The following is a 239-nucleotide window of genomic DNA, read 5'->3' as shown; positions in this document are numbered from 1 at the left end:
CCGGTGGCATAAGAGGCTTCGCCAAAGAGATCCACGCGGTCCGTCAGGGCATAGTTACCGCCAAAGCCGACCCCAACGGCCCAGGGCTCACTCTCGGTCGTCAGGGTCGTCCCCGCAACAGTCACCTCACTGCCCGCGCCAAACTCATGGAACAGGTTCACGATGCCATAAAGGCGACGCGTCTCCTGTGCCTCCTGCGCACCAAACTCAAGCCCAAGCCGCAGCTGCTGGCTGGACGC

General features: G+C 63.2%; 1 protein-coding gene. It reads right to left on the bottom strand.

The genetic code is table 11. From position 1 onward, the window contains the following. Nucleotides 1-239 (bottom strand): autotransporter outer membrane beta-barrel domain-containing protein (locus Q1B13_RS26965; RefSeq protein ID WP_299085986.1); only part of this gene is annotated, 239 nt, incomplete at both ends.

The organism is uncultured Ruegeria sp. (assembly GCF_947489545.1).
GTDB lineage: Bacteria > Pseudomonadota > Alphaproteobacteria > Rhodobacterales > Rhodobacteraceae > Ruegeria.
This window is presented reverse-complemented; position numbering and strand designations above follow the sequence as displayed.